7 protein-coding genes are annotated in these 13846 nt (G+C 62.2%); 2 read left to right on the plus strand and 5 right to left on the minus strand.

Annotated elements, in window-relative coordinates:
- Positions 1 to 39 precede the first annotated feature (39 nt).
- The 3 genes from mscK to V6607_RS02420 all read right to left on the minus strand — a co-directional run bounded on the left by mscK (position 40) and on the right by V6607_RS02420 (position 7063).
- The gene (mscK, locus tag V6607_RS02410) at positions 40 to 3390 is read right to left on the minus strand and encodes a mechanosensitive channel MscK (protein WP_102604294.1); all 3351 of its coding nucleotides are present in this window, start codon (positions 3388 to 3390) and stop codon (positions 40 to 42) included.
- A gap of 70 nt (positions 3391 to 3460) precedes the next feature.
- Positions 3461 to 5203: a potassium/proton antiporter gene (locus tag V6607_RS02415; protein WP_008439183.1), complete on the minus strand. Its 1743-nt coding sequence runs from the start codon at positions 5201 to 5203 to the stop codon at positions 3461 to 3463.
- Positions 5204 to 5437: 234 nt separating this feature from the next.
- Positions 5438 to 7063 carry a methyl-accepting chemotaxis protein gene (locus V6607_RS02420; protein WP_010169254.1) on the minus strand — a complete coding sequence of 542 codons (1626 nt, stop codon included), beginning with the start codon at positions 7061 to 7063 and terminating at the stop codon, positions 5438 to 5440.
- 277 nt (positions 7064 to 7340) lie between these two features.
- Between V6607_RS02420 and V6607_RS02425 the strand changes: the two genes are divergently transcribed.
- Together V6607_RS02425 and V6607_RS02430 are read left to right on the plus strand one after the other, a co-directional pair.
- Positions 7341 to 7571, plus strand: coding sequence for a hypothetical protein (locus tag V6607_RS02425; RefSeq protein ID WP_003209413.1), 231 nt, complete (start codon positions 7341 to 7343; stop codon positions 7569 to 7571).
- A complete protein-coding gene (locus V6607_RS02430; protein ID WP_003209415.1) occupies positions 7568 to 7861 on the plus strand; it encodes a cell division protein ZapA in 294 nt (97 codons plus the stop codon). Before V6607_RS02425 ends, V6607_RS02430 begins: the two co-directional genes overlap by 4 nt.
- Here the strand turns inward: V6607_RS02430 and V6607_RS02435 are convergent.
- Both V6607_RS02435 and putA read right to left on the minus strand, forming a co-directional pair.
- A complete protein-coding gene (locus V6607_RS02435; RefSeq protein ID WP_134325622.1) occupies positions 7858 to 9660 on the minus strand; it encodes an acyl-CoA dehydrogenase in 1803 nt (600 codons plus the stop codon). The two genes, V6607_RS02430 and V6607_RS02435, sit on opposite strands and share 4 nt — an antisense overlap.
- A 227-nt stretch (positions 9661 to 9887) precedes the next feature.
- Positions 9888 to 13841: a trifunctional transcriptional regulator/proline dehydrogenase/L-glutamate gamma-semialdehyde dehydrogenase gene (gene putA, locus V6607_RS02440; protein WP_134325624.1), complete on the minus strand. Its 3954-nt coding sequence runs from the start codon at positions 13839 to 13841 to the stop codon at positions 9888 to 9890.
- Positions 13842 to 13846 lie beyond the last annotated feature (5 nt).

Raw genomic sequence — 13846 nt, forward strand, 5'->3', positions numbered from 1 at the left:
TGAGCAGAATGTCCGACCATTCTGCTGGGGATAGCGCGTTTAGTCGAGTTTGGCGGGCGGCGGCTCGGGCAGGTCCTGGTCCTGGGCGGGCGGCAAGATGGTCCGGTTTTCTTCTTCCACCGGCACCAGCTTGTATTCCTGGCCATGCAGGTTCTTCAGGTAAACCTCCATCTGCCGGAACGAGATGTTGATGTGGTGGTTCTTGAACTCGCGGTTGATGAAGCGGTTGACCTCATCGATCACCGGGTTGCGGTCGCCCAGGTCCCGTACATGCATGCGCAGTTCGTGATCGAGGGTGCTTTCACCGAAGTTGAGGAAGTACACGTGGGGCGCCGGGTCCTTCAACACGCGTGGGTTTTCGGCGGCGGCCTTGAGCAGCAATTCCTTCACCAGGTCCAGGTCCGAGCCGTAGTCCACGCCCAGTTTCAGGGTGACCCGGGTGATGGTGTCGGTCAGCGACCAGTTGATCAGTTGCCCGGTGATGAACGTCTTGTTCGGGACAATGATGTCCTTGCGGTCGAAGTCAGTGATGGTGGTGGCACGGATGCGGATCTTGCTCACCGTGCCCGACAAGTTGCCGATGGTGATGGTGTCGCCGATCCGTACCGGGCGCTCGAACAGGATCATGATGCCGGAGATGAAGTTGGCGAAGATTTCCTGCATCCCGAAACCCAACCCCACCGACAGCGCGGCCACCAGCCATTGCAACTTGTCCCAGCTCACGCCGAGGGTCGACAGGGTGGAGACAAACCCGACGCCGGCAATCACATAGGACAGCAAGGTGGTGGTGGCGTAGGCGCTGCCCTGGGCCAGGTCGAGCTTGGACAGCACCAACACTTCCAGGAGGCCGGGCAGGTTGCGCGCCAGGGCGAAGGTGATGCCGATGATGATCAGGGCGCCGAGCAAGTCGCCGATGCTGATGGGCACCATGCTGATATTGGCGCCGGTGCCGCTGGTGTATTCGTAGAGGGTGACGTTGTCCAGGTAGGAAAACACCGAGATCAAGTCGGACCATACCCAGTACAACGCAGCGATAAAGCCGCCCAGCAGCGCCAGGCGAATCAGGCGCATCGACTGTTCGTTGACCTGTTCGATGTCCAGGGTCGGCTCTTCGATCACTGCTTCACCATCACCGGCTTCCTTGGCGGCCTGGCGTTTGGCCAGGGCCCGCGCATAGGCCAGGCGCCGTGCCGCAACGCCCAGGCCACGTACGAAGGTGGCTTCGATCACCAGCCAGAACATCAGCAGGTACAAGGTGTTGATCAGCCGGTCGCTGAGCTTGAGGGCGGTGTAGTAGTAGCCAAAACATACGGCGATAAACAGCGCCACCGGCAGTGCCGTAAACACCAGGCCCACGGCCTTGCGAAACAGCGAGGCTTTTTCGTGGGTCGGGCTGTTGAGCAGCAGGCGCCCGAGCAGCCACGCCATCAGTGCGTAGCAGGTCAGTACCACACCGATGCCCAGCACATCGTCGGCCAGCGCTGCCGGCTGATGTTCGGCGATGGCCACCACGGCCACCAACGCCAGTACCACGAGCCCGAGCTTGCGTACCCAGCCCTGGAGGAATTCGACCTGGGGTTTTTCCCAGCGGAAGTGCAATTCGGCGACGCCGCCAGGCGCGAGGATCCGATACGCGGTGTAGAACACCAGCCACGCCTGGGCGATCTGCAGCAGGGCGGCGCCGAGGTTGGCGTTTTGCCCGCGGGCGTCGATCTGCAACGCATAGCCGCAGAGTGCCAGGCCCAGGGCCACCGGCATCGCCAGCGCGATATTCACCAGGATCGCCACCGGCGTGTGCCACTGGCTGTCGCGTTTGAAGTGGCCGATGTCCATATGGATTTTTTTCAGCCGGGCATACAGGTAGCTGCGACGCCACAGCAGCGCGCCGATCAACAACAGCAGGGGCAGGAACAGCAGCGGGCGCTGGGTCAGGCCGTCATACAGCTCGCTGACGCTGGAGGCCCACGGCAGGGTATTGACCTGTTTGCTCAGGTGCGCCGGTACGGTTTCCAGCCATTCGGTATCCAGCGGCTTGTTGCTGGGAATCCAGAACATCTGTTCGTCGAGGGTCGCCCGCAAGGTGGTGGCGGTGCTCAGCAGTTGTTTCTGGTTCAGTTGCAGGGTGATGGATTCGTTGAGCAGTGCGCTCAGTTCCCGGCTCAAGCGTTCCAGCAGGTCGCTGCGGGTGATCGCCAGTTCCAGCAGGGTGCGCCGCAGTTGTGGCGTCACCTGGTCGGCCGGCTGGTTGGCCAGCAAGCTGTCGACGTAGGTGCTCGGGGTGCTGATCAGTTCGCGCTGTTGATTGACCTCGAACTGGTACAGGCGAATGTTGGCGATGTCATCCGCCAGGTCGCGGTCCACGGTCAGGCGCGGGAGGGCCTGCTTCTGTTTGTAGAGGATCTTGGACAGTAGCAGGCTGCCCTTGAGCACGTTGATCTGCTCGTCCAGCGCCGAGTCGCTTTGGGTCACGCTGTCCAGTTGCTGCTTGGTTTGCAGGTTTTTCTGGGTCAGCTCGTTGAGCCGGTCAGTGCTTTTGAGCAGGTAGTCGGACAGTTTCAGGTTGGCCGCGCTTTCCGTGGCGAGCAGGCTGCTGCCACCGGCCTTCTGGGCTTCGATGGACTGCTGGGTCACGGTTTCCTGGGACTGGGCCAGGCGTTTCTGGTTGATCAGGGTTTGCAGGTCCTGGATTTCCTGCTCCAGGCGCGCGGTCTTTTCCAGCACCAGGTCGTGCTGGCTGTTGCCCAGGTCTTGCAGTTGGCTGTTGCCGGCCAGTTCCTGGCGGCGCAGGGGAATCAGGGCGTTGAGGGCGGCCAACTCGGCATTCAGCTGGTTGCGCTGGTCGCCGCTGAGGGTCTTGCCGTTGTCCTTGCCTGCCTTGAGAGTCGCGTTGATCTGCTGGATACGTGTCTGGCTGCTGCTGATTTCGGTCTGGGCGCGCTCGGGACGGGTTTGGGCCGCGATGGTCAGGCTGTTGGCGTCGGCCAGTTCCTTTTGCAGGTCGCCTTGCTGGGTGGTGCGCTGCACCAGCAGTTGTTCAAGTTGCGGCACCGGCAAGGTGGCGTAGCGCTGGGCGACCGGAATCACCTTGGTGGCCTTGAGGCGGGTCAGTTCGCGCTGGTTGTCGACGGTCTGGCGCGGCGCGTCTTCGAGCTGGCGCTTGAGGTCCACCAGGCGCTGCTGGTAGTCCTGCTGGTTGCCCAGGAAGGTGAGCGTTTGCTGCAGGATGCTTTGCAGCGCCTTCATGTCGGCGTCGGGCAGTTTGCGGTCCGGCAGCTTGTCCAGGGTTTGCTGGACGGAATCGATGCTGGGCGGGTCGGCCGCGTGTACGGTGCCGACGCAGAGAGTCAGGCCCAGCAGGGCAGTGGCGAGAAAAGTGCGCAGGGTTGTCATAGAGACCGGTCGAGCAAGGTGAAAAATAGGGGGCGTCCCGACATCGACTGGCGCGCCGTCGCCCCGCAGTTTAGAGGAAGAGTCCGGGGCCCGGGCGACTTCCTTCGGGGAATCTGACGCCGACTTTGCCGATCTTGTTCCCGTCCATGACCGCGACGGTCCAAATGGTGTTGTTCCATTCCACCTGGTCGCCGACCACGGGCGCACCGCCGACTTTCTGGGTGATGAAACGACTCAGTGGCATGTCCGGGTCGATGCCCTCGAGCTTGAGCCCGTACAGGGCCGAAACCGCGCCCAGCTGAGCGTCGCCTTCCAGGACGAAGTCACCGAAGAAGCGCAGGTCGAGGCCCCGTTGTGGTGCCTGGCTGAACAGTTTGCCGAGGGCCGGCAAGTTGTGTTCATGGCCGATTACGCATAGCAGATCGTCGACTTCGAGCACCGTACTACCCGACGGATGGAGCAGTTGCTGGCCACGAAACAGCGCGGCGATCCGCGTGCCTTCGGGCATTTTCAGCTCCCGCAGGGCGGCGCCGATGCACCATTTTTCGGCGCCCAGGCGGTAGACGAACAGCTCCCACTCGCTGGTGACGTGCACTTCCAGGGCCGCCCGGGAAATCGGCGCCGGCTCTGGCGGTACCGTCACTTTCAACAGTTTGGCGACCCACGGCAGGCTCGTACCCTGCACCAGCAACGACACCAGCACGATAAAGAACGCCAGGTTGAAGTACAGCTGCGCGTGGGGCAGGCCGGCCATCAGCGGGAACACCGCCAGAATGATCGGTACCGCACCGCGCAGGCCGACCCAGGCGATAAAGGCTTTCTCTCGGCCATGGAAGGCCTTGAACGGCAGCAGGCCGACGATCACCGACAGCGGCCGTGCGAAGAGAATCATCCACAGCGCCAGGCCCAGGGCCGGCAGCGCGATGGGCAGCAAATCATGGGGCGTGACCAGCAGGCCCAGCACCAGAAACATGCCGATCTGTGCCAGCCAGGCCATGCCGTCGAGCATATGCAAAATGCCATGCCGGCTGCGCACCGGGCGGTTGCCGATCACCAGGCCGCACAGGTAAACGGCGAGGAAACCGCTGCCGTGCAAGGCGTTGGTCAGGGCGAACACCACCAGGCCGCCGGAAATCACCAGGATCGGGTAAAGGCCGTTGGCCAGGTTGATCCGGTTGACCATCTGCAGCATCAACCAGCCGCCGCCCAGGCCGATGATGCCGCCGATGCCAAACTCACGGATCAAGTGGCCCAACAGGCTCCAGTGCAGGCCGGTCTGGCCGCTGGCGAGCATGTCGATCAGGGTGACGGTGAGGAACACCGCCATCGGGTCGTTGCTGCCGGATTCGATTTCCAGGCTGGCGGTGACCCGTTCGTTCAGGCCTTTGCCGCCCAGCAGCGAGAACACCGCTGCGGCGTCCGTGGAGCCGACGATGGCGCCGATCAGCAGGCCTTGAATGATGTTGAGGTTGAACAGCCAGGCGGCTGCCATGCCGGTGAGGCCGGTGGTGATCAGCACCCCGACCGTCGCCAGGGACAACGCAGGCCAGAGGGCTACACGGAAACTGGCTACCCGCGTTCGCAGTCCGCCGTCGAGCAGGATCACGGCCAGGGCGAGGTTGCCCACGAGGTAGGCAGTCGGGTAGTTATCGAAGATGATGCCGCCGCCGTCGACGCCGGCGATCATGCCCACGGCCAGGATGATCACCAGGATCGGAATCCCCAGGCGGGACGAAAGCGAACTCACCAGAATGCTCGCACCTACCAGCAACGCGCCGATCAAGAACAGGCTGTTGATGGTCGTCGCATTCAAAGGCAGTACTCCATGAGCAGGAAAGACGAGGCGCAAACTGACCATGCAGTCTGCGTGCCAGCGATTCTAACCTGTTGAATTGCTGTGCTGTCAAAAAGGTTTTGAATGGCTGGCGCATATTCAATGTGGGAGCGGGCTTGCTCGCGAAAGCGGTGTGTCAGTCGCGTTATGCGTAGCTGATCCACCGCATTCGCGAGCAAGCCCGCTCCCACATTTTTAGCCCTGCGGTATCCGTTAAAGCCTGAACCGCCCCACCATCCCGTTCAAATCCACCGCCAACCGCGACAGCTCACTGCTCGCCGCACTGGTCTGGCTGGCGCCGGTCGCCGACTGCACCGACAAGTCACGAATATTCACCAGGTTACGATCCACTTCCCGCGCCACCTGCGCCTGCTCTTCAGCGGCACTGGCGATCACCAGGTTGCGCTCGTTGATTTCAACGATGGCAGTGTTGATGGTGTCCAGCGACATCCCCGCACCCTTGGCGATGTTCAACGTCGATTCCGCCCGCTCGGTGCTGTTGCGCATCGAATCCACTGCATGCTCGGTACCGGCCTGAATGCTGCCGATCATCCGCTCGATTTCGCTGGTGGACTGTTGGGTGCGATGGGCCAGGGCCCGCACCTCATCCGCCACCACCGCAAAACCACGCCCGGCTTCACCGGCACGCGCCGCTTCAATCGCGGCGTTCAGGGCCAGCAGGTTGGTCTGGTCAGCCAAGCCACGAATCACGTCCAGCACCTTGCCGATGTCCCGGGACTCTTCCGCCAGGTTGCCGATCAAGGTGGCAGTGGCTTGCACGTCGCTGCTCATGCGTTCAATGGCGCTGACGGTTTCCTGCACCAAATCACGTCCATCGCCCGCAGACGACGTGGCGTTCTTCGAGGCTTCGGAAGTGCTGACCGCGTTGCGGGCCACTTCTTCAACCGCGCTGGTCATCTCGTTCACCGCCGTGGCGGCCTGTTCGATTTCGTTGTTTTGCTGGGTCAGGCCACGGGCGCTTTCGTCGGTCACGGCATTCAGCTCTTCCGCGGCGGAGGCCAATTGGGTGGCCGAGCCGGAAATGCGCTGCAAGGTGTCCTTCAATTTGTCCTGCATCTTGGCCATTGCCAACAGTAGTCGGCCGGCTTCGTCGTTGCCTTCCACCTTGATCGGGCGCGTCAGGTTGCCTTCGGCGATTTCCTCGGCGGCATCCAGGGCCTGGGCGATCGGCTGGGTAATGCTGCGGGTCAGCAGCCAGGCGAACAGCATGGTCAATGCAGTGGCGAGGATCAGCAGGATCACCACCAGCTCAAACGCCAGGTCGTACTGGTCGGCAGCTTGCTGGTTGGTGGCCAGCGCCATCTTGTTGTTGATGTCCAGCAGGCGGTTCAGTACGGCGTTCACCTGATCCGAGTTGTTCAGCAGCTCGGTATTCAGCAGCGTGCGCAGCTCTTCCACCTGATTGGCCCGTGACAGGCTCTTCATGCGCTCTTCAATCTGATGGTACTGGGCCAGCAGACGCACGTATTCATCGTAGGCAGCACGTTCTTCGCTGCTGTCGATCAACTTCTCGTAGACCGCCTGGGCCGTACGAATCTGCTGATTGCGCACGTCAAAAGACTCAAGGGTCTTTTGCTGGACGTCAGGCTCGCGGTTGGTCAGCAGGCGATACGACAGCACCCGCAGGCGCAGGGTCAGTTGAGTGAACTCGTCCAGGGCGCGAATGCTCGGCACGCTGCTAAGGGTGATGTCTTCCGTCGCCGCACGGATCTTGCTCATCTGGTTAAGGGCGAACACACCGAGAAACAACATCAGCGCGCCAATCAACGCGAAGCCGAGAAAGGCCCGCGGCGCGATATTCATATTACGAAGAGACATGTTGTGATCCTGGGGAGAAGCGCGATCCATGCGGGGTTTGAGCGGGGTGTCCATGACCTATCGGTCATACGACTAAAGTCTTGAGGGGGTGCGCGCTTTTGTCGCAGATCGGGGCGGGCCGACGGGATTCAGGAACCAGATGCCATAAATGCAGTCACTAAGGCTCGAAAGCGTGGCCTGCCCTGTAAAATCAAGGCCCCGCGCCAGGGATAACCCTGGCATCCGAGGTGAATTTTCTTTATCGTCACCGCCCTTTGAAAAAGCCCGAGAAATCAAAATGTTAGAAGCATCCCTCAGCCAATTGGAACAACTGGTCAGCGACCTGGTACAGCAGAACCAGGATCTACTGGGCACCAACGAATCCCTCAAGGCCGAACTGGCTCGCGCCAAGGATGAAAACGACAGCTTGCAGCTGAACCTGATGGAACAGGAAGAAAAGCAGGGCGCCACCGCTGCCCGTATCCAGGCGTTGGTTGAGCGTGTGAGCGCAGGTCCTGTCAGCGCATGAATGAAGGGATAAAGGTCGTTTCGATTCTCGGTGAGGATTACTCGATCAAGGCACCGGAGGGGGAAGACAACACCCTGATGAGCGCCGTGACGATGCTCAAGGCATCCCTGGCCACCACCAAGAAAAAGTACCCGACGTTGATCGGTGACAAGCTATTGGTGCTGGCGGCGCTGAACCTGTGCGCCGAGCAGATCGAAATGCAAAAGCACCATCAGCAGGAACTCGACCGTTACCAAGAGCAAGTCAGCGCCACGGTCGAGGTGATTTCCAAGGCAATCGGAACGCCTTAGAACCACTCATCCTGCATCCCCAGGCACGTGTCATCGCGTGCCTCGAGAATCGCCAGTTCATGATGGCAGCCCGGTATTTCCCACGTCAGGAAGTACCGGGCGGCCTGGAGCTTGCCCTTATAGAAGGCGACATCGGCAGCATTGCCCCTGGCCAGCCCTTCCTCGGCGCGAATTGCCTGTTCCAGCCAGCGCCAGCCAATCACCGTATGCCCGAACACCTTCAGGTACAGCGCCGAATTCGCCAGGCTGCTGTTGACCTTGCCCTGGGCGAGATCCGTCAACAGGCCGAGGGTGACCTCTTGCAGGCGCGCCACCAGTTGTTCCAGCGGTTCCCGCAAGGCGGTCAGTGACGGGTATTCCTGTGCTCGTGCGCCCGTCTCGGCGATCAGGCGGATCAGTTGCTTCAAGCCCGCACCGCCGTTCTGCGCCAGCTTGCGCCCGAGCAAGTCCAGCGACTGAATGCCGTGGGTCCCTTCATGAATCGGGTTCAGGCGGTTGTCGCGGTAGTACTGCTCCACCGGGTATTCGCGGGTATAGCCGTGGCCGCCGAGTATCTGGATCGCCAGTTCGTTGGCCTTCAGGCAAAACTCCGATGGCCAGGATTTGACGATCGGCGTCAGCAGGTCCAGCAGTTCGTGGGCCTGTTTGCGCGCAGCTTCGGTTTCCAGGGTGGTGGTGTCGTCGAACAGGCGCGCGGCGTACAAGCCAAGGTCGAAGGCGCCTTCCACGTAGGCTTTTTGGGTCAACAGCATGCGTTTGATATCGGCGTGCTGGATGATCGACACCGGCGCGGTGTTGGGATCCTTGCTGTCGGGCAGGCGGCCTTGGGGACGTTCGCGGGCATATTCCAGGGAGTACAGGTAGCCGGCGTAACCCAGCATCACCGCGCCCATGCCCACGCCGATCCGCGCTTCGTTCATCATCTGGAACATGCAACTCAGGCCCTGGTGCGGCTGGCCCACCAGGTAGCCGACGCACTCGCCGTTATCGCCGAAATTCAACGCGGTTGAGGTGGTGCCACGCCAGCCCATCTTGTGAAACAGCCCGGCCAGCAGCACATCGTTGCGCTTGCCCAGGCTGCCGTCGTCGTTGACCAGGAACTTGGGCACGATAAACAGCGAAATGCCCTTCACCCCGGCAGGTGCGTCCGGCAGCTTGGCCAGCACCATGTGCACGATGTTCTCCGACAGCGGGTGATCTCCGCCGGAGATGAAGATCTTGTTGCCCTTGAGGCGATAGCTGCCGTCAGCCGCCGGCTCTGCGCGGGTACGAATATCCGACAGCGATGAGCCCGCATGGGGCTCGGTCAGCGCCATGGTGCCAAAGAAGCGGCCTTCGATCATCGGTTGCAGGAAGCGTTGTTTCTGCTCCTCGGTGCCGAAGCTCTCGATCAGGTTGGCGGCGCCCATGGTCAGGAACGGGTAGGACGTGGATGCGGCGTTGGCCGACTGGAAGTGGGCGAAACACGCCTGGGAGAGCAGGGTGGGCAGTTGCATGCCACCGGCTTCGAAGCTGCGGGCGGCGTTGAGAAAACCGGCTTCGAGGAAGGCATCTACCGCCGGTTTCACCTCGGGAATCAGAATCGCCTGACCGTTTTCGTAGCGGGGCTCGTTCTCGTCGCCCTTGCGGTTATGCGGGGCGAAGAACTTCTCGGCAATGCTGCGGGCGGTGCCGATGGCGGCGTCGAAGGTTTCACGGTTGTGTTCGGCAAACCGCTCGCGCTGGGTCAGGCCCTCGGCATCGAGGACTTCGTACAGCTCGAAAGCCAGATTGCGGGAACTGAGCAGCGTCTCGGACATGGCGGCTTACCTGTGTGGGAATGGGCCTGAGTCTAAGTGCGCAAATAGAGGCTGGATAGCAAGATTGATCTGGGTGATGGAGGGGCAAAACGCGGCTCGAAGGTGGAACGCGGTCAATGTGGGAGCGGGCTTGCTCGCGAATGCGGTGGATCAGTCAGAACCTCCGGTGACTGACACTCCGCATTCGCGAGCAAGCCCGCTCCCACAGTTTTACCGCGTTTCTTCAGTTAGCCGATGGTCATCAGGCTGGCGTTACCACCCGCAGCAGCAGTGTTGACGCTCAGCGCCCGCTCGATCACCAGGCGCTCCAGGGCAATCCCGGTTTCGCCCGAAGACAAACCGTGAACCCCGACAATCGCCCCGCCACGCTTGGCCACTTGCTGGCAAACCCCGCGCAGTTGGTCGGAATCGCCGTGATGCAGCACGGCATCAAACACGGTTTCATCCTTGGTCCAGTCAGCCACCCGCGTGATCTTCGCCTGAATATCCTTCGGCAAGCGTGCGAACACGGCCTTGGTCAATTCAGTTTCCGGCCATACCGCCGAGCCGCCGACTGCCAGCACGGCCGCCAGTTGCGTCAGCAGGTCGCCTTCCACTTCCGCCAGGCACAACACGTGCTCGCGGGGCAGGATGGCATAGCTGTTGCGCTCGCCGGTCGGGCCGGCCAGTTGGCGGGTGATACCGCTTTGGGATTGCGCGGCGAACTGCACGCACAGGGCGCTCAAGTCGCTGAGCTTGCTGCTGTCGGCCCAGGCTTTCAGGGCGGTCAGCGGCTTGCTCATGGCATCCCGCAGGCGAACATCCGGTGCGGCCAGTGCATCACCACGGACGAAGGATTGCTCGATGGCGTCCGTAGGACGGGTCGACAGCAGACGGTACAGATACAGCGGGCCGCCAGCTTTCGGGCCAGTGCCCGACAAGCCTTCGCCACCGAACGGCTGCACACCGACCACGGCACCCACGATGTTGCGGTTAACGTAGACGTTACCGGCATGGACGTTGTCGATCACCTTGGCGATGGTCTCGTCGATGCGGGTGTGCACGCCCAGGGTCAGGCCATAGCCGGAGGCATTGATCTGGCCGATAAGCTGGTCGATCTCTTTGCGCTTGTAGCGCACCACGTGCAGCACCGGGCCGAAGATCTCCCGTTGCAGTTCGTCGAAGCTTTCCAGTTCGATCAGGGTTGGCATCACGAAGGTGCCGCGCTTGATCTCTTCGCTATCGGCAATCGCGACCTGGTAAACGTTGCGGCCTTTGTCGCGCATGGCCTGGATATGTTTCTCGATGCCAGCCTTGGCTTCGGCGTCGATCACCGGGCCGATATCCACCGACAGGCGCTCCGGGTTGCCGAGGCGGCATTCAGCCATGGCACCTTTAAGCATTTCGATGACGCGGTCAGCGGAATCTTCCTGCAAGCACAGTACGCGCAGGGCCGAGCAACGTTGGCCGGCACTGTCGAAGGCCGACGACACTACGTCGATCACCACTTGTTCGGTGAGTGCCGAGGAGTCGACGATCATTGCGTTCTGGCCACCGGTTTCGGCGATCAGCGGAATCGGACGACCCTGTGCATCCAGACGGCCGGCGACACTGCGTTGCAGCAAGCGCGCAACCTCGGTGGAACCGGTGAACATCACGCCCTTGACGCGATCATCACCCACCAGGCGCGCACCGACGGTTTCGCCCTGGCCCGGCAGCAGTTGCAGCACGCCTTCCGGAATCCCGGCTTCCAGCAGCAGGCGCACGGCTTGTGCGGCCACCAGCGGTGTTTGCTCGGCAGGCTTGGCCAGTACCGGGTTGCCGGCGGCCAGTGCAGCGGCGACCTGCCCACTGAAGATCGCCAGCGGGAAGTTCCACGGGCTGATGCACACCACCGGACCCAGCGGGCGGTGAGCGTCGTTGGTGAAATCGTTGCGAGCCTGCACCGCGTAGTAACGCAGGAAGTCCACGGCTTCACGCACTTCGGCGATGGCGTTGGCGAAGGTCTTGCCGGCTTCGCGGGCCAGCAGGCCCATCAGCGGCTGGATCTCGCCTTCCATCAGGTCGGCGGCACGTTCCAGGATCGCGGCGCGTTCGGCGGGCGGGGTGGCCTGCCAGATTGGCGCAGCGTTCAGGGCGCACTGGATGGCGTTGTCGACGTCTTCGACAGTTGCTTCCTGTACGTGGCCAACCACGTCACGCAGATCCGACGGGTTCAACACCGGTGCAGCCGCTTCATTGCTGGAAGCGCAACCGAGCATCGGCGCGGCTTTCCAGTTGTTATGCGCGGTAGCCAGCAAGGCGCAGGACAGCGACGCCAGGCGGTGTTCGTTGGCCAGGTCGATACCGGCGGAGTTGGCGCGCTCGGCACCATACAGGTCGCGGGGCAGCGGGATACGCGGGTGCGGCAGGCCGAAGCCGCCTTCCAGCGTCGCCATCTGCTCGATGCTGGCCACTGGATCGGCCACCAGCTCCTGGATCGAGATGGATTGGTCGGCAATACGGTTGACGAATGAGGTGTTGGCGCCGTTTTCCAGCAGGCGACGCACCAGGTAAGCCAGCAGTGTTTCGTGGGTGCCGACGGGTGCGTACACGCGGCACGGACGGTTCAGCTTGCCTTCGGAGACCTTGCCTACAACCTGCTCGTAAAGCGGCTCACCCATGCCGTGCAGGCATTGGAACTCGTACTGGCCGGGGTAATAGTTCTGACCGGCGATGTGGTAGATCGCCGACAGGGTGTGGGCGTTGTGGGTAGCGAACTGCGGGTAGATAACTTCCGGTACCGAAAGCAGTTTGCGTGCGCAGGCAATGTAGGAAACGTCGGTGTACACCTTGCGGGTGTACACCGGATAGCCTTCCAGGCCTTCGACCTGGGCGCGCTTGATTTCGCTGTCCCAGTACGCGCCTTTTACCAGGCGGATCATCAGGCGGTGGCGGCTGCGGCGTGCCAGGTCGATCACGTAGTCGATCACATACGGGCAACGCTTCTGGTAAGCCTGGATCACGAAACCGATGCCGTTCCAGCCGGTCAGTTGCGGCTCGAAGCACAGGCGTTCCAGCAGGTCGAGGGACAGCTCCAGGCGGTCGGCTTCTTCGGCGTCGATGTTCAGGCCGATGTCGTACTGCTTGGCCAGCAGGGTCAGCGACAGCAGGCGCGGGTACAACTCGTCCATCACGCGCTCGTACTGCGCACGGCTGTAACGCGGGTGCAGGGCCGAGAGCTTGATGGAAATGCCCGGGCCTTCATAAATCCCGCGACCGTGGGACGCCTTGCCGATCGAGTGGATGGCTTGTTCGTACGAGGCCAGGTATTTCTGGGCGTCGTGTTCGGTAAGTGCGGCTTCACCGAGCATGTCGTAGGAATAGCGGAAGCCCTTGGCTTCGAACTTGCTCGCATTGGCCAGGGCTTCGGCGATGGTTTCGCCGGTGACGAACTGCTCGCCCATCAGGCGCATGGCCATGTCGACGCCCTTGCGGATCATCGGCTCGCCGCTCTTGCCGATGATGCGGCTCAGGGATGAGGTCAGGCCGGCTTCGTTGTGGGTCGCGACCAGTTTGCCGGTCAGCAACAGGCCCCAGGTGGCGGCGTTGACGAACAGCGACGGGCTGTTGCCCAGGTGCGGGTGCCAGTTGCCGGTGCTGATCTTGTCGCGGATCAGTGCGTCGCGGGTGCCCTTGTCCGGGATGCGCAGCAGCGCTTCGGCGAGGCACATCAGCGCTACGCCTTCCTGGGACGACAGGGAGAATTCCTGCAGCAGGCCCTGGACGATGCCTGCACGGCCGCCGGCGCTTTTCTGATTGCGCAGTTTCTCGGCGATCGAAGAGGCGAGCTTGTTGGTGGCCTCGGCCATTGCCGCGGGCAGGCGAGCCTGCTCGATCAGCATCGGCACCACTTCCGGCTCCGGGCGACGGTAGGCGGCGGTGATCGAGGCGCGCAGTACGGATTGCGGCAGGATGCTTTCGGCAAATTCCAGGAAGCACTGGTGGGCGTGGTCGGTCTGGACCTCGCCGGCTTCTTCCGCGTCCTTGCTGCCCAGGCCGTTGAGCTCGGCCAGGGTTGCACCACCCTCGAGTTTCTCCAGGTAATTGAAAATCGCCTGCTTGATCAGCCAGTGCGGCGTGCGATCAATGGAGGTCGCGGCCGCCTTCAGGCGCTCGCGGGTCGGGTCGTCAAGTTTGACCCCAAGGGTGGTCGTAGCCATCTTCT

Source organism: Pseudomonas sp. KK18 (assembly GCF_037094675.1).
GTDB lineage: Bacteria > Pseudomonadota > Gammaproteobacteria > Pseudomonadales > Pseudomonadaceae > Aquipseudomonas.